The following is a 21205-nucleotide window of genomic DNA, read 5'->3' as shown; positions in this document are numbered from 1 at the left end:
GTCACAGGGAGCGGATCCCCCAGGAGGCTGCGAACCGCTCACCGGGCTCGAGCACGACGAGGTCCTCACCGGAGTTGAACGCGTCCGGGGGTGCGGTCATCGGCTCCACGGCCAGCGACGACCTCGGCGTCCGGGTCTCGTCGCCGGTGTAGACCTGCAGCCATCGGTGGTGCTCGTCGACCCACAGGGCCACCGCGCCGCCGTGGCCGACCACGGTCGTCGTGGCCGTGCCCCGGCCGTCCCGGTCGAGGTCGGTGAAGGCGTGGTTGACCACCGTGGTGCCGATCCGCCGCGGCGTGCGGAAGTCGGCGTCGGTCCCCGTCACGTCCTCGCGACCGACCGGGAGCAGCCGCTCGTCGTCGGTGAGCAGCCGGGTGTTCGCCGGCAGCTGGAGCTCCCATCCGTCGCACGGCCCGACGCCGGCCATCAGGTACGGGTGCGCCCCGGAGGCGTACGGCGCGGGGGAGTCGGCGAGGTTCGTCGCCGCCTGGGTCACGTGGAGGCCGTCGTCGCCGAGGGTGTAGCTCACCCGCAGGTCCAGCGCCCACGGGTAGCCGGTCTGCGCTGCGAGGAAGCAGGACAGCTCGATCCGGTCGGGCTCGTGCGCGGCCACCGACCACGCCGCCCAGCGCACCAGGCCGTGGGAGGCGTTGGACCGCGAGGGCTCGGTGAGCGGCAGCTGGAGCGACCGACCGGCGAACTCGTAGCGGCCGTCGCGGATCCGGTTGGGCCACGGCACCAGCAGCTGGCCGCTGCCGCCGCCGGGCATCGCGTCCTCGGCGAAGCCCTCGACCAGGGGCCGCCCGTCGTAGGTCAGCTCCCGGAGCGCCGCCCCGGCCTCGGTGAGGACGGCGCGGTAGCGCCCGGACGCGATGACGTACTGCTTCCCCGTCGGAGCGCTCACGTCGTCACCCTAGTGGCGGCCGCGGCATCAGCCGGTCCGGACGATCAGGTCGGCCCGGTCGCGGGTGCGCTCGCGCTCGTGGAGCGCGACCTCGTCCTCGAGCCAGGTCAGCCAGTGCTCACGATGCTCCTCGCCGTCGCGCGCCAGTCCCCGCGCGAGCCGCAGCCCGCGCTCCGCCTCGACCCAGGCGAGGAAGGTGACCCACTCGTCGTACGCCGCCCCGGCGGAGCCCACGCCCTCGAGCACCAGCAGGGGAGACGGCTGGACCACCCGCTCCTCGGCCCAGCCGTCGGCCAGCCAGTCCCAGCGCCGCCAGCGCCCGGGCCGGCCCTGCGTCAGCGGCCGGAGCAGCTCCTCGACGGAGGCTGCCAGGCCCGGAAGGCCTCGCCAGCCCTCCAGCATCTCGTCGGTGGCGATCACGACGGCACCTGGCTCGACGAGGGCCAGTTCGCGGGCGATGCTGGTCTTGCCGGCCCCCGCGAGCCCGTCGATGCAGATCAGCCGCCCCTCTCCCAGTGTGGGCGGGCGGAGCAGCGTCTCGTCCAGCACCCGCCGCGCCACCGAGGCGGGATCAGAAGGCGAGGCCATGGCCCCGGTAGGTGCGCACCTCGTCGACGAACCGGTCGCCTCGGAGCAGCTGCACGGTGGTGCCGTGCTCGAACGGCTCGCCCGACTTGGCGTGCCGGAACCACACGAGGTCGCCGACCGCGAGGGTCCCCGCGTTGGTGCCGACCAGCGGGGTCTGCACCTCGCCCGCTCCCTCGAGCCCGGTGAGCCGCAGTCCGGAGGGTGCCCAGGGCGTGGGCGCCCGGTCGGCGCCCGTGGGGCCCGAGGCGATCAGGCCGCCCCCGTGCACCGTCGCCACGTCCGGTGCCGGCCGGCGCGTCACCGGCAGTCCGAAGAACGCCGCCGGCTCCGGCGCGAAGGCGCGGTAGTGGTCGAACAGCGTCGGGCCGAGCAGGCCGGAGCCCGCCGTCACCTCGGTGACCACCGGGTCGGCCGCCGAGGACTCGAGCGAGCCCGAGCCGCCGGCGTTCCACAGCCGCAGCCCGTCGAAGCCGCCGTATCCCTCCAGGGTGCGGAGCGCCTCGGCGATGGCGGCGCGGCGCACCTCCAGCTGGGCGACCGACAGCTGCTTGATCCGGCGCACCACCGCGGACCTGGCCCGCTGGTGCGGCACGGCGTCCGGCACGCCCGCGACCTGGCCCTCGTAGGTCATCACGCCGACGAGCTGGAAGCCGCGACGGTCGACGACCGTTCGGGCGAGCTCGGTGACCGAGCCGATGTCGAACAGCGGCGAGCGCCGCGGCCCGACCTGCTGACCGGCCCAGCGGAGCCCGGCGTCGACGTCGATCGCGACGCGCACCGGCACCGCGGTGGAGGATCGCAGGCTGTCGACCAGGTCGAGGTGGGCGCGGTCGTCGACCATGATCGTGATCCTCGACGCGGCGCGCGGTGAGGCGACCAGCCGGCCGAGGGCGGCTCGGTCGACGGTGGGGTAGGCCACCAGGATGTCGTCGCAGACGTCCTGCTCCTCCAGCCACAGCGCCTCGGCCAGGGTGTAGGCCAGCACGCCGCGGAACCCGTCGGTGTCCAGCGCCCGCCGGACGAGGGCCGGCACGCGGAGCGACTTCGACGCCACCCGGATCGGCGTGCCGGCGGCCCGGCGGACCAGGTCGGCGGCGTTGGCGTCGAAGGCGTCGAGGTCGACGACGAGGAGCGGGGTCGGCAGCGGCTCCGCGTGCGCCCGGACCGCGTCGCCGAGCCGCGCCGCCAACCGGTTGCGCGCGACGAAGGAGGAATGCACGCGGGCCATCGTTCCATGCGTGGGACGATGGGCCGGTGACCGAACCGCCGCACCAGCGCCCCGATGCGCGCCGGCTCCAGGGCTCGGCGTACGTCGACGACGACGGCTCCGCCGACCCGGCCCTCGCCGCCGCCCTCCGCGCGTACGACGCCGGCTCGGCGCCGTACCCCGCGGCGGTCGCCGCCCTGGCGGAGGCACGGCTGCTGGTGCCGGTCGTCGCCATGCTGGGTGAGGCCGGCGAGGGCGCCGCCGGCGCCGACGGCAGGCCGCTGGCGACCGACAAGTCCAGTGACATGGCGGCCGTGCTGCTCACCGGCGCCGACGGCCGGCTGGCCCTCCTGGCGTTCACCGACCTCGACGCCCTCGGTCAGTGGCGTCCGGACGCGCGGCCCGTCCCCGTGCCCGCCCACCTCGCGGCGGCCACCGCGGTGCAGGAGGGTGCCGACGCCCTGGTGGTCGACGTGGCGGGCCCCCACCGGCTGGTGGTGTCGGGGGAGGACCTGCACCGGGTGGCCGCGGGGTGGCGTCCGGTGCGGCTCGAGGACGGCGGCTGGGCGTGGCTCGGGTCGGCGCCCGGCGAGGGCGCGGCGGGCGACGGCGATTCGCGCTGACCGGAACAATCCGGCTACCATCAGGCGTTGACCGATCCGTCGGAGACCCGCGAGGGCTTCCGGCAGATCCACAAGCGGGGACCAGTACCATCGTCTCCCACCCGCACCGGCCGCCAGGTCGTCGGGTCCGGTCCGTGGAGAGCGTGGCGCCGCCGTCGACAGACGCGCGGCCGTCGGGCTCGTGACTGGCTTCCGCTTGGACAGCGGGAGCCTTTTGTGTTGTGTGGGCCCCCGATCGAACGAGTTTGGAGGACACATCAGCACCGAGCTGCGCATCAACGACCGGATCCGGGTTCCCGAGGTCCGGCTCGTGGGACCCAACGGCGAGACCGTCGGCATCGTCCCCACCGACCAGGCCCTCAAGCTGGCGCAGGAGGCCGACCTGGACCTGGTGGAGATCGCCCCGATGGGGAAGCCGCCTGTCTGCAAGCTCATGGACTACGGGAAGTTCAAGTACGAGAACGCCCAGAAGGCCCGTGAGGCACGACGGAACCAGACCAACGTCATCATCAAGGAGATGAAGCTCCGGCCGAAGATCGACGCGCACGACTACGAGACCAAGAAGGGTCACGTCGTCCGCTTCCTCAAGGCCGGTGACAAGGTCAAGATCACGATCATGTTCCGCGGTCGCGAGCAGCACCGCCCCGAGCTGGGCTTCCGGCTGCTGCAGAAGCTCGCGGCGGACGTCGAGGAGCTGGGCTTCGTCGAGTCGGCCCCCAAGCAGGACGGCCGCAACATGACCATGGTGATCGGTCCGCACAAGAAGAAGGCCGAGGCCAAGGCCGAGATCAAGGCCGCCAAGGAAGAGCGTCGCGCCGAGCGCGAGGCCGAGCAGGCCGAGGAGCGCGCCGCCCAGGCCGAGCGCACCGCGGTCAGGCCCGCGGCGCAGAAGAAGGAGCGGGGTCGCTCGGAGAACCTCGACCCCGAGATCGACGCCTGAGCGTCGGTCCACGAGTTCGAGCAGGAAGAGAGAGAGCGATGCCGAAGAACAAGACGCACTCCGGTGCCAGCAAGCGGTTCAAGGTGACCGGCTCCGGCAAGATCCTTCGCGAGAAGGCCGGCAAGCGTCACAACCTCGAGAAGAAGGCCTCCAAGGTCACCCGTCGCCTGACGGGCACGGTCGAGGTCGCCAAGAACGACGTTCCCCGCGCGAAGAAGCTGCTCGGCCGCTGACGGCCCGGCGCTAGAAGGAGAAGAGAGATGGCACGCGTCAAGCGCGCAGTCAACGCGGCGAAGAAGCGTCGTACCACCCTGGAGCGGGCCAGCGGCTACCGCGGCCAGCGCTCGCGGCTCTACCGCAAGGCCAAGGAGCAGGTAACCCACTCCCTGGTCTACAGCTACAACGACCGCAAGAAGAACAAGGGCAACTTCCGGCGCCTGTGGATCCAGCGGATCAACGCGGCCGCCCGCGCGGAGGGCATGACCTACAACCGCTTCATCCAGGGGCTCAACCTGGCGGGCGTCGAGGTCGACCGCAAGATCCTCGCCGACCTGGCCGTCAACGAGCCGGCGGCGTTCTCCGCGCTGGTCGCGCAGGCCAAGGCCGCGCTGCCCGAGGACGTCAACGCCCCGTCCGAGACCGCCGCCTCGGCCTGACGCCCTGGCCTCGGACTCCGGCCCGGTCCTGGCCCGCTCCAACCAGCGGGTCAAGGACGCGGCCAAGCTGCACCGCCGCTCGGCACGGTCCGAGCGGCGGTGTTTCCTTGCCGACGGCCCGAAGGCGGTCGAGGGCGCGCTCGGCGCTCCGGGCCGCGTGGTGGAGGTGTTCGCCACGCCCGCCGCGGCCGAGGAGCACCGGGCCCTCCTCGACGGCGTGGCCGTCACCCTCGTCGACGCCCGGGCGATGGACGCGCTCAGCGACAGCGTGAGCCCTGCCGGTCTGGTCGCCGTCTGCCGGTTCCTCGACGTGCCGGTCACCTCCCTCGCCCCCGGGGCCGGGCTGCTGGCGATCTGCGCCGAGGTGCGCGACCCCGGCAACGCCGGCACCGTGATCCGCACGGCCGACGCCGCCGGGGCTGCCGGGGTGGTGCTCGCCGGCGACTCCGTGGACGCCTACAACCCCAAGACGGTCCGGGCCTCGGTGGGCAGCCTGTTCCAGCTGCCCCTCGCCGTCGAGCGCGACCCGGCCGTCGCCGTACGGACGGCGCAGGAGGCCGGCCTCGTGGTGCTCGCTGCGGACGGCGGCGGCGAGGTCGACCTGTTCGAGGCCGACGACCTGCTCGCCAGGCCGACGGCCTGGCTGTTCGGCAACGAGGCGCGGGGCCTGCCGCTGGAGCTGGCCGAGCTCGCCGACCACCGGGTGCGGATCCCGATCCTGGGCGGGGCCGAGTCGCTCAACCTGGCGACCGCCGCGGCGGTGTGCCTCTACGCCAGCGCCCGGGCCAGGATGGGCGGACAGGCCGAGTAGGCCAGGATGGGTGACCAGCGCGAGGAGGGTGAGGCTTCGATGACCGACGCGATCGACCTGCTGCCGGACGGCGTGGTCCTGGCCGACGCCCACGGCAGGGTCACGGCGGTCAACCCCGTCGCCGCCGCCATGCTCGACGTGGACGCCGCCTCGTCGGTCGGAGAGCTCCTCGACGACGTCCTCGCCCTGACCGACCACGACGGTCGGGGCTGGTGCGAGGCCAACGAGCCCTTCGCCGGGATCCGCACCCGCAAGGCGGTCCCCGAGCAGACCTGGCTGCTGCCCGACGGCACCGAGGTGCTGGTCACCGCCCGGATGCACCGGGCGACCCGGGTGGGTCCGGTCGACTCGCTCGCCGTGGCCCTGCGCTCGGGCCGCGGACGCGCGCGGCTGGACCGCGACCGCTCCGACCTGGTCGCCACGCTGGCCCACGAGCTGCGGTCTCCGCTGACCGGCGTCAAGGGCTTCGTGCACGCCCTGCTGAACCGCTGGGACAAGCTGACCGACGAGCAGAAGAAGCTCATGCTCACCACCGCCGGCGCGGATGCCGACCGGCTCGGCCGGCTGATCACCGAGCTGCTCGACGTGGCGCGGATCGACACCGGCCGGCTGCAGCTCCACCGTCGCCCGACCGATCTCGGGCTCAAGGCGACCCGGGTGGTGGAGTCGTTCGGCGTGGCGAGCTCGACGCCGGTGGCGCTCCACGTCGACGACGACCTGCCCAGGGTCGACGCCGACCCCGACAAGGTGGTCCAGGTGATCACCAACGTCGTCGAGAACGCCATGCGGCACGGCAGCGGGACGGTCGAGGTGCACGTCGGGCTCTGGGACGAGGACCCGTCGTTCGTGGCCCTCACGGTGACCGACGAGGGCGAGGGCATCCCGCCCGAGCTGCGCAAGCGGGTCTTCACCAAGTTCTGGACCGCGGGCAGCGGTGGCGGGTCGGGTCTGGGCCTCTACATCGTGCACGGCCTGGTGAAGGCGCACGGCGGCACGGTCGTCGTCGACGACCGTCCCGGCGGTGGCGCCCGGGTCGTCACGACCTGGCCGGTCGACCCCCAGGCGCTGGACCTCCTGGGGCTGCCGGGCTAACCGGTTCGCGGGGCGGACCGACCCCTTCCTAGACTTGGCCCAATGTCCGGCCCGAACACCGACTACGACCCCGTGGAGGTCGCCGCCGTGAGCCCTGCAGAGGTCGAGGCGGCGCGCGACGCCGCCCTGGCCGCGATCGCAGCCGCTGCCGACCTCGGCGAGCTGAAGGCGGTCCGGCTCGAGCATGCCGGCGACCGCTCGCCGCTCGCGCTCGCCAACCGCGAGATCGGTGCGCTCCCACCCCAGGCGCGCAAGGAGGCCGGGCAGCGCGTGGGCCAGGCCCGGGGGGCGGTCAACCAGGCACTCGCGAAGCGGCAGGCCGAGCTGGAGGCGGAGCAGGAGGCGCGGATCCTCGTCGAGGAGGCCGTCGACGTCACTCTCCCGACCGACCGTGACCCGGTCGGCGCCCGCCACCCGCTGACGACCGGTGCGGAGCTGATCGCCGACATCTTCGTCGCGATGGGGTGGGAGGTCGCCGAGGGCCCGGTCATCGAGGCCGAGTGGCTCAACTTCGACGCGCTCAACCTCGGACCGGACCACCCCGCCCGCACGATGCAGGACACGTTCTGGACCGAGCCGGCGGACGACCACGTCGTGCTGCGCACCCACACCAGCCCGGTGCAGGCGCGCACCATGCTGACGCGGACGCCGCCGATCTACGTCGTCTGCCCGGGTCGGGTCTTCCGCACCGACGAGTACGACGCCACCCACTCGCCGATGTTCCACCAGGTCGAGGGCCTCGCCGTCGACGAGGGCATCTCGATGGCGCACCTCAAGGGCACCCTCGACCACTTCGCCGGCCAGATGTTCGGCGAGGGCATCACCACGCGCTTCCGACCGTCGTACTTCCCGTTCACCGAGCCGTCGGCTGAGGTGGACCTGCGCTGCTTCGTGTGCCGGGGCATCGAGTCCGAGGCCTGCCGCACCTGCCGGGGCGAGGGCTGGATCGAGTGGGGCGGGTGCGGCATCGTCAACCCGCGCGTGCTCGCGGCCTGCGGCGTCGACGCCGAGCGCTACTCCGGCTTCGCGTTCGGCATGGGCATCGACCGCACTCTCATGTTCCGCCACGGCCTGGAGGACCTGCGCACTCTCTTCGAGGGCGACGTCCGGTTCACCACCGCCTTCGGCTCCGAGCTCTAGAAAGGGGAGGCCACCGATGAAGGCCCCCGTCTCCTGGATCAGGGAGTACGTCGACCTGCCCGCGCACGTCTCCACGGAGGTGCTCACCGACCGGCTCACCTCCCTCGGGCTCAAGCTCGAGGGGATCCAGGCCGCGGGTGCCGGCATCCAGGGCCCGCTCGTCGTCGGCCGGGTGCTGACCAAGGAGCCGGAGCCGCAGAAGAACGGCAAGGTCATCAACTGGTGCACCGTCGACGTCGGTCCTGAGCTGAACGCGGCCAACGGGACCGACGAGGCTGCTCAGGGGGTGGGCATCGTCTGCGGCGCCCACAACTTCGAGGCCGGCGACCTCGTCGTCGTGGTGCTGCCGGGAGGCGTGCTGCCCGGGGGCTTCGCCATCTCGGCGCGCAAGACCTACGGCCACGTCTCCGCGGGCATGATCTGCTCCGCGGCCGAGCTCGGGATCGCCGGGGACGGCGACGGGATCATCGTGCTCCCGCCCGGTGCGGGGGCGCCCGGGGACGAGGCGTTCGACCTCCTCGGCCTCGGCGAGGAGGTGATCGAGTTCGAGATCAACCCCGACCGCGCCTACGCCCTCTCCCTGCGCGGCATCGCCCGCGAGGCGGCGCTCGGGTTCGGTGTGCCGTTCGCCGACCCCGCGGAGCGGTCGCTGCCCGCGGTCGACGGCAGGGCCTGGCAGGTCGAGGTCGACGACGCCACCGGATGTCCGGTCTTCGCGGCGAGGCTGGTGAGCGGGTTCGACCCGACCCGCCCGACGCCCGACCACATCCGGCGGCGGATCGAGCAGGCCGGCATGCGCTCGATCTCGCTGGCGGTCGACGTCACCAACTACGTCATGCTCGAGCTCGGCCAGCCGATCCACGGCTACGACGCCGACAAGGTCCAGGGCGCGCTGGGCGTCCGTCGGGCCAGGCCGGGGGAGCGGGTCACCACGCTCGACGGGGTCGACCGCGAGCTCGCGCCCGGGGCCGACGGCGACCTGGTGATCACCGACGACTCGGGTCCGATCGGGCTGGCCGGCGTGATGGGCGGCGCCACGACCGAGATGTCCGAGACCACCACCCGCGTCCTCATCGAGGCGGCCCACTGGGACGCCGTCTCGATGTTCCGCACCGGCAGGCGCCACAAGCTCGCATCCGAGGCGGGCAAGCGCAACGAGCGCGGCGTCGACCCGCTGCTGCCCGGCGTCGCGGCCGACCGCGTGGTCGAGCTCCTGGTGCAGCACGGCGGCGCGACCGCCGAGCCGGGCTTCACGCTCGTGGGCACGGCCCCGGAGCGCCCGACCATCGCCGTCGACCCGGCGCTGCCCGCGCGGCTCAGCGGCATCGACATCTCCGCCATGACGACGGTGGAGCACCTCCGGGCGATCGGCGCCACCGTCGGCGAACGTGCCGAGGGCTCGATCGAGGTGACTCCGCCGACCTGGCGTCCGGACCTCACCGACCCCTACGACCTGGTCGAGGAGGTGGTCCGCGTCGTCGGCTACGACGAGGTGCCGAGCGTCCTTCCGCGGCGGGCCACCGGCCGCGGGCTCACCCGCGCGCAGCGCCTGCGCCGCCGGATCGGTCGCACCCTCGCCGGCGCCGGCTGTGTCGAGGTGGTGAGCTTCCCCTTCGTCGGCGAGGGGACCTTCGACCGGCTGGGGCTGCCGGCCGACGACCCGCTGCGCAACACCGTGCCGCTGGCCAACCCGCTCTCCGCGGAGGAGCCGGCGTTCACCACCACGCTGCTCCCGGGGCTGCTCGACGCGGCCGGCCGCAACATCGGCCGCGGCGCGCCGGGGGTCTCGCTGTTCGAGACCGGCACCGTCGCCTTCCCCGCCGACAACGGGCCCGCCCCGATCTACGGCGTGCACACCCGTCCCACGGAGGCCGAGCTGGAGAAGCTCTTCGAGGCGCTGCCGGTCCAGCCGCTGTTCCTCGGCGTCGTCCTCGCCGGCGAGCGGGTCCGGCCGGGGTGGTGGGGTCCCGGCGAGAGCGCCGGCTGGAGCGACGCGATGGCCGTCGTACGCCGCCTCGCCGACGAGCTCGGGGTGCGGGTCGAGGTCGCGGCGGCGGCGCGGATGCCGTGGCACCCCGGACGCTGCGCGGTCGTGTCGGTCGACGGCGTCGAGATCGGTCATGCCGGCGAGCTGCACCCCAACGTGTGCAAGGCCTTCGGCCTGCCCCTCCGGAGCGCGGCGGGGGGGGGGGGGGGGGGGGGGGGGGGGGGGGGGGGGGCGGGGGGGCGGCGGGGGGGGGCGGTCTCCTCGCTGCGGGTCGCGAAGGAGGACGTCGCACTCGTCGTCGACAGCGACACGACGGTCGCCGCCGTCGAGGCCGCCCTGCGCGAGGGCGCCGGCGAGCTCCTCGAGTCGGTGCGACTGTTCGACGTCTACACCGGGGAGCAGGTCGGCGAGGGCCGCAAGTCGCTGGCGTTCGCCCTCCGGTTCCGCGCGGCCGACCGCACGCTGACCGAGGCGGAGACCGGTGCGGCACGCGACGCGGCGGTGGCGCGGGCCGCGGAGCTGACCGGGGCGACGCAGCGGAGCTGACCGCGCCGCGGGCGCCACCCCGGTGTCGGTGACATGCAGGACCGTGTATATTCATGCATCATGAAGGCACGCGTCGCAGTCGCCGGAGCCAGCGGGTACGCCGGCGGTGAGGTGCTCCGTCTGCTCCTGGGACACCCCGGCGTCGAGATCGGCGCGCTGACCGCCGGCAGCAACGCCGGCGAGCCGCTGGGCGCGCTCCAGCCCCACCTCGTCCCGCTCGCCGACCGGGTCCTGCAGCCGACCACGATCGAGGTCCTCACCGGCCACGACGTGGTGTTCCTCGGCCTGCCCCACGGCCAGTCCGCCGCGATCGCCGAGCAGCTGGGCGACGACGTGGTGGTGATCGACTGCGGAGCCGACTTCCGGCTCGCGGACGCAGCCGACTGGGAGCGGTTCTACGGGAGCCCCCACGCCGGCACCTGGCCCTATGGCCTCCCCGAGCTGCCCGGCAACCGCGAGGCCCTCCGCGGCGCCCGGCGCGTCGCCGTGCCTGGCTGCTACCCGACCGTCTCGTCCCTGACCCTCGCCCCGGCGGTCGCTGCCGGCCTGGTCACCCCGGACGTGGTGGTCGTCGCCGCCTCCGGCACCAGCGGGGCGGGCAAGGCGGCCAAGCCGCACCTGCTCGGCAGCGAGGTGATGGGCAACGCGAGCGCCTACGGCGTCGGCGGGGTGCACCGGCACACGCCGGAGATCAGCCAGAACCTCGGCCGCCTCACCCAGCAGCAGGTGCGGGTCAGCTTCACCCCGCTCCTGGTGCCGATGGCGCGGGGCATCCTCGCGACCTGCTCGGCGCCGCTGGCGGACGGCGTCACGGCCGACGACGTCCGGACCGCCTACGAGAAGTCCTACGGCGACGAGCCCTTCGTGCACCTCCTGCCCGCCGGGCAGTGGCCGCAGACCCAGGCGGTGCTCGGGTCCAACGCCGTGCACCTCCAGGTCGCCGTCGACGAGGCCGCTGGGCGGCTGGTCGCCGTCGGCGCCGTCGACAACCTGGCCAAGGGGACGGCTGGGGCGGCCGTGCAGTGCATGAACCTCGCGCTGGGACTCGACGAGGCGACCGGCCTCACCACGGTCGGACTGGCGCCGTGACCCGCAGCCACCGGCTGGCCCGCTATCCCGAGACGCTCGCCGTGGTCCGCCTGCCGGCGGGCGCGGAGGTGCCGGCGTGGGCGGAGTCCTCCTCGATCTTCTCGATCACGGCGACCGCCCAGGAGACCTCGCTGGTCTGCGCGGGCCGCAGCGTGCCGGCGAAGGTCCGTCACGAGAAGCCCTTCACCGCCTTCGCCGTCGAGGGGCCGCTGGACTTCGCCCTCACCGGCGTCCTCGTGGAACTGCTGACACCGCTTGCCGAGGAGGAGATCAGCGTGTTCCCGCTGAGCACCTTCGACACCGACTGGATCCTGGTCCGCACCGCCGACGCGGACCGGGCCGAGGAGGCCTGGCGACGAACGGGGCACGCGGTCTTCGCCGCCGACCCCGCCCGCTGACCTCCCCCTTCCACGCAGGAGAACCCACTCGACATGAGCGTCACCCACCCCGCCGGCTTCGTCGCCGCCGGCGCCGCCGTCGGCCTGAAGTCGCCCAAGGACGGCAAGCCGCCCCTCGACCTCGCGCTGGTGGTCAACCAGGGCCCCCGGTTCGACTCCGCCTCCGTGTTCACCGCCAACCGGTGCAAGGCCAACCCCGTGCTCTGGAGCGAGCAGGTCGTCAAGGACGGCACGGTCCGCGCGGTGGTGCTCAACTCCGGCGGCGCCAACTGCTACACCGGCCCCGACGGCTTCGTGACCACGCACCGCGTCGCCGAGGAGGTCGCGACGGTGCTCGGCATCGGCGCGGTCGACGTGGTCGTCTGCTCGACCGGCCTGATCGGCCTCGCCAACGACCGCCAGGTCCTCCTCGACGGCGTGCACACGGTCCACGGGCTGCTGGCGAGCGACGGCGGCCAGGCCGCCGCCGAGGCGATCATGACCACCGACAGCGTCAGCAAGCAGGTGGTCGTCGAGCGGGACGGCTGGTCGATCGGCGGCATGGCCAAGGGCGCCGGGATGCTGGCGCCCGCGCTGGCCACGATGCTCGTGGTGCTCACCACGGACGGGGTGGTGCCGGCCGCCGACCTCGACCGCGCCCTCCGGGCGGCGACCAGGGTCAGCTTCGACCGGCTCGACTCCGACGGCTGCATGTCGACCAACGACACGGTCACCGTGCTGGCGAGCGGCGCGTCCGGGATCCAGCCGAGCCTCGACGACCTCACCGCCGCGCTGACCGAGGCCTGCACGTCACTGGCGCGGCAGCTGCTCGCCGACGCCGAGGGCGCCGACCACGAGATCGCGATCACGACGGTCAACGCGGCCAGCGAGGACGACGCCGTGGAGGTCGGCCGCAGCGTGGCCCGGAGCAACCTGTTCAAGGCGGCCGTCTTCGGCAAGGACCCCAACTGGGGGCGGGTGCTGGCCTCGATCGGCACGACCGGCGCGGCCTTCGACCCGGCCGACCTCGACGTCGCGATGAACGGCGTCTGGGTGTGCCGCAACAGCACACCGGCCGAAAACCCCGCGCAGGTCGACCTGTCCGGCCGCGAGGTGACCGTCACCATCGATCTCAAGGCGGGGGACGCGGAGGCCACCGTGTGGACCAACGACCTGACCCACGCCTACGTGCACGAGAACAGCGCCTACAGCTCATGACGACGCCCGAGGACAAGATGATCATCGAGCACGTGCTCCACAAGCCCGGCAAGCCCGACCCCAAGAAGGCCGAGACCCTCGCCGCCGCCCTGCCGTGGCTGAAGGCCTACCACGGCAAGATCGTCGTGGTGAAGTACGGCGGCAACGCCATGACCGACGAGACCCTCAAGCGCGCCTTCGCCGAGGACATCGCGTTCCTCCGCTTCGCCGGGTTCCGCCCGGTGGTCGTGCACGGCGGCGGTCCCCAGATCTCCCAGATGCTCGACCGGCTGGGCATCGAGTCGGAGTTCCGCGGCGGGCTGCGGGTGACCACGCCGGAGGCGATGGACGTCGTCCGGATGGTGCTCGTCGGCCAGGTGCAGCGCGAGCTGGTCGGGCTGATCAACGAGCACGGGCCGCTCGCCGTCGGCCTGTCGGGCGAGGACGCCGGCCTCTTCACCGCCGAGCCGACCGGCGCCGTCGTCGACGGCGAGCAGGTCGACCTCGGGCTGGTCGGCGAGGTCGCACAGGTCCGCCCGGAGGCGGTGCAGGACCTGATCGAGGCCGGCCGCATCCCGGTGGTCTCCAGCGTCGCACCCGACGTCGACGGACAGGTCCACAACGTCAACGCCGACAGCGCCGCGGCCGCCCTCGCCGCCGCGCTGGGCGCGGAGAAGCTCCTCGTGCTCACCGACGTGGAGGGCCTCTACCTCGACTGGCCGGACCCCGAGGAGGTCATCGGCGAGATCAGCCCCGAGGTCCTCGAGGAGCTGCTGCCGACCCTGGCGAGCGGGATGATCCCGAAGATGGGTGCCTGCCTGCAGGCCGTCCGCGGCGGCGTCAAGCGCGCCACGGTCGTCGACGGTCGCCAGAAGCACGCCGTCCTGCTCGAGCTGTTCACCGACGAGGGCGTCGGCACCCAGGTGCTGCCCGGCGTCGAGACCAAGACGCGCAAGGCCCGGGAGGTGCAGGGATGACCACGAGCAGTGAGTGGACCGAGCGCTACGCCGGCTCCCTGATGAACGCGTTCGGCCCGCCCAAGCTGATCCTCACCCGCGGCGCGGGCGCCCACGTGTGGGACGCCGAGGGCCGCGAGTACGTCGACCTCCTCGGCGGCATCGCCGTCAACTCCCTGGGGCACGCCCACCCGCGGCTGGTCGCGGCGGTCACCGAGCAGCTCCAGACGCTCGGCCACATCTCGAACTTCTTCGCCAGCACGCCCCAGATCCGGCTGGCCGAGCGGCTGGGCGAGCTGCTCCAGCATCCCGGCCGCGACCGCGTCGAGACGCGGGTGTTCTTCGGCAACTCCGGGGCGGAGGCCAACGAGGCGGCGTTCAAGCTGACCCGGCGCACCGGCCGTACCAAGATCGTCGTCGCCGCCGGCTCCTTCCACGGTCGCACCATGGGCGCCCTGGCGCTGACGTCGAAGCCGGCCTACCGCGAGCCCTTCGAGCCGCTGCCGGGCGACGTCGTCTTCGTCGACTACGGCGACGAGGCGGCCCTCGAGTCCGCCGTCGACGACCGCACCGCCGCGGTGCTGCTCGAGCCCGTGCAGGGCGAGGCGGGCGTCGTGGTGCCCCCGCGCGACTACCTGCCCGCGGCGCAGCGGATCGCCCACGACCGCGGTGCCCTGCTGTGGCTCGACGAGGTGCAGACCGGCATCGGCCGGACGGGGGCGTGGTTCGCCCACCAGCACCCCGACCTGGTCGGCGAGCCCGTGCTCCCCGACATCGTCACGCTCGCCAAGGGCCTGGCCGGGGGCATCCCGATCGGCGCCTGCATCGCCACCGGCGGCAGCGGCAAGCTCTTCGACCCCGGCAACCACGGCACCACGTTCGGCGGCAACCCCGTCGCGGCGGCGGCGGCGCTCACGGTGCTCGACGTGGTCGAGGACGAGGGGCTGATGGCGCACGCCACGGCGATGGGCGAGCGGCTCCGCGCCGGGCTCGGTGCCGACCGGCGGGTGACCGAGACCCGCGGCTCCGGGCTGCTCGTCGGGCTGACGCTCGCGCGGCCCCGGGCGGCGGAGGTCGTCACCGCGGCACAGGACGCGGGGTTCATCGTGAACGCGGCCACACCCGAGCGCATCCGGCTCGCGCCGCCCCTGGTGCTCACCGAGGACGACGTCGAGGCCTTCGTGGCGTCGTGGCCGGGCATCCTCGACTCGGCACACGTCCGGGCGGGCGCCGGCACCGACGTCGGGGCCGACGGAGCAGGGGTGGCGGGACCGTGACCCGCTCCTTCCTGCGCGACGACGACCTCACGCCCGCCGAGCAGGCGGAGGTGCTCGCCCTGGCGGCCGAGCTCAAGGCGCATCCCTACGACCGCAAGCCGCTCGCCGGGCCGCGCACGGTGGCGATGATCTTCGACAAGCCGACCCTGCGCACGCAGGCCTCGTTCGCGGCCGGGATCGCCGAGCTCGGCGGGCACGCGGTGCTCGTCGACGGCACGCTCGCCGGCATCGGGAAGCGCGAGTGCGTCGCCGACGTCGCCCGCGTGCTCGGGCGGCAGGCCTCGCAGATCGTGTGGCGGACCTTCGCCCAAGTAGACCTGGAGGAGATGGCGGCGATGTCCGGCGTGCCGGTCGTCAACGCGCTCACCGACGACTTCCACCCCTGCCAGCTGCTCGCCGACCTCCTCACCGTGCAGGAGCACAAGGGCCGGCTGGCCGGTCTGACGGTGGCCTTCCTCGGCGACGGGGCCTGCAACATGGGCAACTCCTGGCTGCTGGCCGGCGCGCTCGCCGGGATGCACGTGCGGATCGGCGCCCCGGCCGGCTACCTCCCGGAGCAGTCGGTGTTCGACCGCGCCGCCGAGCTCGCCGCCGGCACCGGCGGGTCGGTGGCGGGGGAGCAGGACCCCGACGCGGCCGTCCACGGCGCGGACGTCGTGGTCACCGACACCTGGGTGTCGATGGGCAAGGAGGACGAGGCCGAGCAGCGCCGCGCCGTGTTCGGGCCGTACGCCATCACCCCCGACCTGGTGGCGAAGGCACAGCCGGACGCGATCGTGCTGCACTGCCTGCCGGCGTACCGCGGCTCCGAGATCGCCGCCGAGGTGCTCGACGGGCCGCAGAGCGTGGTGTGGGACGAGGCGGAGAACCGCCGCCACGCGCAGAAGGCGGTCCTCGCGTGGCTGCACGAGAGGTCCGGAGAGCCGTCGTGAGCGAGCACGCCCTGACGCCCCTGACGAAGAGCGCCCGGCACGCGCTCATCATCGACCTCCTCGAGAACGGCGAGGTGCGGTCCCAGCACGAGCTCGCCGACCTGCTCGGCCGCCGGGGCGTGCACGTCACCCAGGCGACGCTGAGCCGCGACCTGGTCGAGCTCGACGCGGTCAAGGTGCGGGGCCCCAGCGGCGTGCTCGTCTACGCGGTGCCCGCCGAGGGCGGCAACCGCACACCGGTGGCCGGGGAGAGCGCCGCGGCGCAGCACCGGCTGTCCAAGCTCTGCTCGGAGCTGCTGGTCAGTGCCGAGGCGAGCGCCAACCTGGTCATCCTGCGCACGCCGCCCGGCGCCGCGCAGTTCCTCGCCAGCGCCATCGACAAGGCCGAGCTCGCCGACCTCCTCGGCTGCATCGCCGGCGACGACACCGTGCTCGTGATCGGGCGCGACCCTGCCGGGGGAGACGCCCTGGCCCACAAGTTCGCCGCTCTCGCAGAGCGGGCACAGCCTGAAAGGAACGACAGTTGAGCAAGGTCCTCACCTCCCTGCCGGTCGGGGAGCGGGTCGGCATCGCCTTCTCCGGCGGCCTCGACACCTCCGTCGCGGTCGCGTGGATGCGCGACAAGGGCGCGGTGCCGTGCACCTACACCGCCGACATCGGCCAGTACGACGAGCCGGACATCTCCGGGGTGCCCGCCCGCGCCCTCGAGTACGGCGCCGAGATCGCCCGTGCGGTGGACTGCCGCCGCGAGCTCGTCGAGGAGGGGCTCGCCGCGATCGCCTGCGGCGCCTTCCACATCCGGTCCGGCGGCCGTGCCTACTTCAACACCACGCCGCTCGGCCGGGCCGTCACCGGCACCAAGCTGGTCCGGGCGATGCACGAGGACGGCGTCGACATCTGGGGCGACGGGTCGACGTTCAAGGGCAACGACATCGAGCGCTTCTACCGCTACGGCCTGCTCGCCAACCCGGCGCTGCGCATCTACAAGCCTTGGCTCGACGGCGAGTTCGTCACCGAGCTCGGCGGCCGCGCCGAGATGAGCCAGTGGCTCACCGAGCACGGGCTGCCCTACCGCGACAGCAAGGAGAAGGCGTACTCCACCGACGCCAACATCTGGGGCGCCACGCACGAGGCCAAGACCCTGGAGCACCTCGACGTGTCCCTCGAGACCGTCGAGCCCATCATGGGCGTGAAGTTCTGGGACCCCTCGGTGTCCATCGAGACCGAGGAGGTCACCGTCCGCTTCGAGGACGGCCGCCCGGTCGCGATCAACGGCACGACGTACGACGACCCGGTTGCCCTGGTCATGGAGGCCAACGCCATCGGCGGCCGCCACGGCCTGGGCATGTCCGACCAGATCGAGAACCGGATCATCGAGGCCAAGTCCCGCGGCATCTACGAGGCGCCCGGCATGGCGCTGCTGTGGATCACCTACGAGCGGCTGCTCAACGCGATCCACAACGAGGACACCGTCGCCATCTACCACTCCGAGGGCAGGCGGCTCGGCCGACTCCTCTACGAGGGTCGCTGGCTGGACCCGCAGGCTCTGATGCTTCGCGAGTCGATCCAGCGCTGGATCGCGTCGCTGGTGACCGGCGAGGTCACCGTGCGGCTGCGCCGGGGCGAGGACTACACGATCCTGGCCACCGACGGCCCCACGTTCTCCTACCACCCGGAGAAGCTCTCGATGGAGCGCACCGAGAACGCCGCCTTCGGGCCGATGGACCGCATCGGCCAGCTCACCATGCGCAACCTCGACATCGCCGACTCCCGCGCCAAGCTCGAGCTCTACGCGGCCCAGCCGCTCGACCAGGGCCAGGTGCTCGTCGAGCACGGCACGCTCTACGGCGAGCTGGAGGCGGGCGGCGCCGAGCAGATCACCGAGAACCCGGGGCTGAGCGGCGAGGAGGAGGCGCTCCTCGAGGAGGCCGCCATGGAGCTGGGCGCCGACTGATGTCGTCCGAGACTCCCGCCCCGGTAGGGGGATCCACCGCCACCCGCCGCACCGTCGCGCGGGTGCTGCCGGTCAGCGCCGACGGCCGGGTGCTGCTGCTGCTCGGCTGCGACCCGGCCCTTCCCGAGGAGCGCTACTGGTTCACCGTCGGCGGTGCCGCCGACCCTGGAGAGTCGCTGGCCGAGGCCGCCGCGCGGGAGCTCCGCGAGGAGACCGGGCTGGTGGTCGCACCCAGCGAGCTCGGCGCGCCGTTCGGGCGCTACGAGGTCGAGTTCTCCTGGAACGGACGCGCCTACGTCAACGAGGCGACCCTCTTCGCGGTTGCGCTCGAGGAGACGCCGGTCAGCTTCGAGGGGCTGGACCTGCTGGAGTCGCAGTCCATCTTCGACGCCCGGTGGTGGACACCGGAGGACCTGCACCACGACGGCGGTGCGGTCGACCCGCGCCTGATCGACCACATGCGCGCGGCCATCGCGCACCTCCGAGGAGGAGCGGCATGACCGACCACGGCGGCGAGAGCCACACCGGCGACACCGGCGGGCAGACGCAGGGCGGCAGGCTGTGGGGCGGCCGCTTCGCCGGTGGCCCGTCCCCCGAGCTCGACGCCCTGTCGCGCTCCACGCACTTCGACTGGCGACTGGCGCCCTACGACATCGCCGGCTCCCACGCCCACGCCAAGGCCCTGGGCGCGGCCGGCCTGCTCACCGGCGCGGAGGAGGCCGCGCTGCACACCGGTCTCGACGCGCTCGCGGCGCGGGTCGCCGACGGGTCGCTGCGCCCGGCGCCGGACGACGAGGACGTCCACGGGGCCCTGGAGCGCCTCCTCATCGAGGAGGTGGGCGCCGAGGTCGGCGGCAAGCTGCGGGCGGGCCGGTCCCGCAACGACCAGATCGCGACGCTCTTCCGCCGCTACCTCCTCGACCACGCCACCGTCGTCGGGCGGCTGGTGCTCGACCTGGTCGACGCGCTCGCCGGGCAGGCCGAGCGGCACCTCGGCGACCGGCCGGCGATCATGCCGGGCCGCACCCATCTCCAGCACGCGCAGCCGGTGCTCCTCGCGCACCACCTGCTCGCCCACGCCTGGCCGCTGCTCCGCGACGTCCAGCGGCTCGAGGACTGGCGGCGTCGGGTGGCCGGCGACTCGCCGTACGGCTCGGGAGCACTGGCGGGCCAGAGCCTCGGGCTCGACCCCGAGCTGGTCGCGCGCGAGCTGGGCTTCACCGGCTCCTCGGCCAACTCCGTCGACGGCACCGCGGCGCGGGACTTCGTGGCCGAGTTCGCGTACGTCGCCGCCCAGACCGGCGTCGACGTCAGCCGGATCGCGGAGGAGATCATCCTCTGGGCCACCAAGGAGTTCGGCTTCGTGACGCTCCACGACTCGTGGTCGACCGGGTCGAGCATCATGCCGCAGAAGAAGAACCCCGACATCTCCGAGCTCGCCCGCGGCAAGGCCGGGCGTCTGGTGGGCAACCTGACGGGCCTGCTCACCACGCTCAAGGCCCTGCCGCTCGCCTACAACCGCGACCTGCAGGAGGACAAGGAGCCGGTCTTCGACTCGATCGACACGCTCGAGGTGCTGCTCCCCGCCTTCACCGGCCAGGTCGCCACCCTGGTCTTCGACACCGCCCGGATGGCCGAGCTCGCGCCCCAGGGGTTCTCGCTCGCCACCGACATCGCCGAGTGGCTGGTCAAGCAGGGCGTGCCGTTCCGCGTCGCCCACGAGCTCGCGGGAGCCTGCGTGCGCCGCTGCGAGGAGCTCGGCGTGGAGCTCGACGAGCTGACCGACGAGCAGTTCGCCGCCATCTCGCCGCACCTGACGCCCGACGTCCGCGACGTGCTGACGGTCGAGGGGTCGGTCGCCGCGCGCGACGGGCGGGGCGGCACGGCACCGGTCCGGGTGCGCGAGCAGCTCGCCGAGCTGCGCACCGCGGTCGCAGCGGCCCGCGACGCGCTGGGTGTCGCCGGTGACCCCGCTCGCTGAGCAGCTCTCGGGCCCGCCCGAGGAGATCGCCCTCCGGCTGCTGGGTGCCGTGGTCCGGCACGGGCAGGTCGCCGTCCGGCTCACCGAGGTCGAGGCGTACGCCGGCGCGAGCGACCCGGGCTCGCACGCCTTCCGCGGCCGGCGGGTGCGCAACGCGACCATGTTCGGTCCCGCCGGCCGCCTCTACTGCTACCTCAGCCACGGCATCCACGTGTGCGCCAACGTGACGGTGGGCGAGGAGTTCGGCCCCGGCGCGGTCCTGATGCGGGCGGGGGAGGTCGTCGAGGGCATCGAGGTCGCCCGCGAGCGTCGGCCCGGCGCCGCCGACCGCGACCTCGCCCGGGGGCCGGGTCGGCTCGGCAAGGCGCTCGGCCTGACCCTCGGCCACGACGGCACCGACCTGACCACCGGCGCGGTCCGGCTCGAGCTTCGCGGCCGGGACCAGGCACCCCCCGACCACCGTGCGGGCCCGCGCACCGGCCTCCGGCTGGCGGCCGATCGGCCGTGGCGGTTCTGGATCGCGGGGGATCCGACGGTGTCGCCGTACCGTCGGCACCCCCGTGCCGAGGGGCCAGAGCAGCCCGGGTGACCCCCGTTTTGCATCCCGCAGACGGCTGTGGGTAATGTTCCCTCTCGCCGCAGCACGCGGAGACAGCCCCCGGCCGCAAGGCCGAAAGGGGGAGGTCCAGTGCCCAGGCACCGGGGTCCGAACCCATCTCAAGATCCGGCGGTCACGCCGAGTTGACGAGGGGAAACGACCCGGGTAACGTTTCACAGGTTGCCCCGCGACCGAAGGCCGCTAGCCGGTCCGAAGCGCGAGTGCGTGTGATGTTTGAGAACTCAACAGTGTGTCATGCATATGTTTGTTGTGTATTTGTTTGTGCCAGCGCCCTTGTTTGTGGGGGTGTTGGTGGGTTTTCGGCAATGATGATTCTGGCAGAAGATGCC

22 protein-coding genes are annotated in these 21205 nt (G+C 73.3%); 19 read left to right on the top strand and 3 right to left on the bottom strand.

Features of this window, described 5'->3' with window-relative positions:
* Window position 1: 1 nt before the first annotated feature.
* Genes ACPOLA_RS04240 through ACPOLA_RS04230 form a run of 3 tightly spaced genes read right to left on the bottom strand, consistent with a single transcriptional unit; the run spans window position 2 to window position 2720 of the window.
* The gene (locus ACPOLA_RS04240) at window positions 2-904 is read right to left on the bottom strand and encodes an aldose 1-epimerase family protein (protein WP_435769147.1); all 903 of its coding nucleotides are present in this window, start codon (window positions 902-904) and stop codon (window positions 2-4) included.
* A gap of 27 nt (window positions 905-931) precedes the next feature.
* On the bottom strand, window positions 932-1492 hold the full coding sequence (locus ACPOLA_RS04235) for a uridine kinase family protein (RefSeq protein WP_435769146.1): 561 nt from the start codon (window positions 1490-1492) through the stop codon (window positions 932-934).
* Entirely contained in the window at window positions 1476-2720 is a 1245-nt protein-coding gene (locus ACPOLA_RS04230) for an amino acid deaminase/aldolase (RefSeq protein WP_435769145.1), read from the bottom strand. The genes ACPOLA_RS04235 and ACPOLA_RS04230 overlap by 17 nt, the downstream gene beginning before the upstream one ends.
* Window positions 2721-2746: 26 nt before the next feature.
* Here ACPOLA_RS04230 and ACPOLA_RS04225 point away from each other — a divergent pair, with 26 nt between their 5' ends.
* The 19 genes from ACPOLA_RS04225 (at window position 2747) to ACPOLA_RS04135 (ending at window position 20846) form a co-directional block, all read left to right on the top strand.
* On the top strand, window positions 2747-3322 hold the full coding sequence (locus tag ACPOLA_RS04225) for an SseB family protein (RefSeq protein WP_435769144.1): 576 nt from the start codon (window positions 2747-2749) through the stop codon (window positions 3320-3322).
* A gap of 223 nt (window positions 3323-3545) precedes the next feature.
* On the top strand, window positions 3546-4262 hold the full coding sequence (infC, locus tag ACPOLA_RS04220; RefSeq protein ID WP_435769143.1) for a translation initiation factor IF-3: 717 nt from the start codon (window positions 3546-3548) through the stop codon (window positions 4260-4262).
* A 38-nt stretch (window positions 4263-4300) separates the two neighbouring features.
* Window positions 4301-4495: a 50S ribosomal protein L35 gene (gene rpmI / locus ACPOLA_RS04215; RefSeq protein WP_435769142.1), complete on the top strand. Its 195-nt coding sequence runs from the start codon at window positions 4301-4303 to the stop codon at window positions 4493-4495.
* Between the two features lie 27 nt (window positions 4496-4522).
* Entirely contained in the window at window positions 4523-4918 is a 396-nt protein-coding gene (rplT, locus tag ACPOLA_RS04210; protein WP_435769141.1) for a 50S ribosomal protein L20, read from the top strand.
* A 4-nt stretch (window positions 4919-4922) separates the two neighbouring features.
* Entirely contained in the window at window positions 4923-5729 is an 807-nt protein-coding gene (locus ACPOLA_RS04205; protein ID WP_435769275.1) for a TrmH family RNA methyltransferase, read from the top strand.
* Window positions 5730-5735: 6 nt separating this feature from the next.
* The gene (locus tag ACPOLA_RS04200; RefSeq protein WP_435769140.1) at window positions 5736-6821 is read left to right on the top strand and encodes a sensor histidine kinase; all 1086 of its coding nucleotides are present in this window, start codon (window positions 5736-5738) and stop codon (window positions 6819-6821) included.
* Window positions 6822-6863: 42 nt separating this feature from the next.
* Window positions 6864-7961 (top strand): phenylalanine--tRNA ligase subunit alpha, encoded by a 1098-nt coding sequence (pheS, locus tag ACPOLA_RS04195; protein ID WP_435769139.1) that lies wholly within the window; start codon window positions 6864-6866, stop codon window positions 7959-7961.
* Window positions 7962-7977: 16 nt separating this feature from the next.
* Complete coding sequence (pheT, locus tag ACPOLA_RS04190) at window positions 7978-10494, top strand: phenylalanine--tRNA ligase subunit beta (RefSeq protein WP_435769138.1); 2517 nt, start codon at window positions 7978-7980, stop codon at window positions 10492-10494.
* A 60-nt stretch (window positions 10495-10554) separates the two neighbouring features.
* Window positions 10555-11583, top strand: coding sequence for an N-acetyl-gamma-glutamyl-phosphate reductase (argC, locus tag ACPOLA_RS04185; protein ID WP_435769137.1), 1029 nt, complete (start codon window positions 10555-10557; stop codon window positions 11581-11583).
* Window positions 11580-11981 carry an ACT domain-containing protein gene (locus tag ACPOLA_RS04180; RefSeq protein WP_435769136.1) on the top strand — a complete coding sequence of 134 codons (402 nt, stop codon included), beginning with the start codon at window positions 11580-11582 and terminating at the stop codon, window positions 11979-11981. The genes argC and ACPOLA_RS04180 overlap by 4 nt, the downstream gene beginning before the upstream one ends.
* A gap of 33 nt (window positions 11982-12014) precedes the next feature.
* A complete protein-coding gene (gene argJ / locus ACPOLA_RS04175; protein ID WP_435769135.1) occupies window positions 12015-13178 on the top strand; it encodes a bifunctional glutamate N-acetyltransferase/amino-acid acetyltransferase ArgJ in 1164 nt (387 codons plus the stop codon).
* 17 nt (window positions 13179-13195) lie between these two features.
* Window positions 13196-14134 (top strand): acetylglutamate kinase, encoded by a 939-nt coding sequence (gene argB, locus ACPOLA_RS04170; RefSeq protein ID WP_435769274.1) that lies wholly within the window; start codon window positions 13196-13198, stop codon window positions 14132-14134.
* A complete protein-coding gene (locus ACPOLA_RS04165) occupies window positions 14131-15390 on the top strand; it encodes an acetylornithine transaminase (RefSeq protein ID WP_435769134.1) in 1260 nt (419 codons plus the stop codon). Before argB ends, ACPOLA_RS04165 begins: the two co-directional genes overlap by 4 nt.
* Window positions 15387-16322 carry an ornithine carbamoyltransferase gene (gene argF / locus ACPOLA_RS04160; RefSeq protein WP_435769133.1) on the top strand — a complete coding sequence of 312 codons (936 nt, stop codon included), beginning with the start codon at window positions 15387-15389 and terminating at the stop codon, window positions 16320-16322. The genes ACPOLA_RS04165 and argF overlap by 4 nt, the downstream gene beginning before the upstream one ends.
* Window positions 16319-16849: an arginine repressor gene (locus ACPOLA_RS04155; protein ID WP_435769132.1), complete on the top strand. Its 531-nt coding sequence runs from the start codon at window positions 16319-16321 to the stop codon at window positions 16847-16849. The genes argF and ACPOLA_RS04155 overlap by 4 nt, the downstream gene beginning before the upstream one ends.
* Window positions 16846-18276 carry an argininosuccinate synthase gene (gene argG / locus ACPOLA_RS04150; protein ID WP_435769131.1) on the top strand — a complete coding sequence of 477 codons (1431 nt, stop codon included), beginning with the start codon at window positions 16846-16848 and terminating at the stop codon, window positions 18274-18276. Before ACPOLA_RS04155 ends, argG begins: the two co-directional genes overlap by 4 nt.
* Entirely contained in the window at window positions 18276-18776 is a 501-nt protein-coding gene (locus tag ACPOLA_RS04145) for an NUDIX hydrolase (RefSeq protein ID WP_435769130.1), read from the top strand. The genes argG and ACPOLA_RS04145 overlap by 1 nt, the downstream gene beginning before the upstream one ends.
* Entirely contained in the window at window positions 18773-20257 is a 1485-nt protein-coding gene (argH, locus tag ACPOLA_RS04140; RefSeq protein WP_435769129.1) for an argininosuccinate lyase, read from the top strand. The genes ACPOLA_RS04145 and argH overlap by 4 nt, the downstream gene beginning before the upstream one ends.
* Window positions 20241-20846, top strand: coding sequence for a DNA-3-methyladenine glycosylase (locus ACPOLA_RS04135; RefSeq protein ID WP_435769128.1), 606 nt, complete (start codon window positions 20241-20243; stop codon window positions 20844-20846). The genes argH and ACPOLA_RS04135 overlap by 17 nt, the downstream gene beginning before the upstream one ends.
* Window positions 20847-21205: the final 359 nt, after the last annotated feature.

Source organism: Nocardioides proteolyticus, from assembly GCF_051280635.3.
GTDB lineage: Bacteria > Actinomycetota > Actinomycetes > Propionibacteriales > Nocardioidaceae > Nocardioides.
Note: the sequence above shows the minus strand (reverse complement) of the source record. Positions and strands in the feature narration are given on the sequence as shown.